This window comes from Dellaglioa sp. CoH-56-MRSF-13 (assembly GCF_056782095.1).
Map to the genome: position 1 here is coordinate 1 of NZ_JBXAYC010000129.1, position 310 is coordinate 310.

Consider the following 310-nt stretch of genomic DNA (forward strand, 5'->3'; position numbering starts at 1 on the left):
GTACTGACCCGCGAGCTGCGTGGCTTTCCCGATATCGGATGCGGCCCCCGACGACGAGAAGGTTTGGCCAAACACCAGCTCTTCGGCCGCGCGGCCCGCGAGCAACACGCAAATCTCGTCCAGAACGTTCTGCTTCGACATGATATCCTCGCCCTCGACCACGGGCATCATGTAACCGCCCTTGAACGATGCGACGTTCACCTTCAGCTCGAACGGAGCAACGCGCTTCAGCAGCGCGTAGACCAGAGCGTGGCCCGCTTCGTGCGCCGCGACCATCGCCGTGAATTCCACGCTCCGCTTCTTCTTTTCC

General features: G+C 61.9%; 1 pseudogene. It reads right to left on the reverse strand.

Annotation, left to right across the window (positions count from 1 at the left end):
• Positions 1-310: pseudogene (locus tag AC1RP1_RS08180) on the reverse strand (ATP-dependent zinc metalloprotease FtsH); the annotation flags it as partial.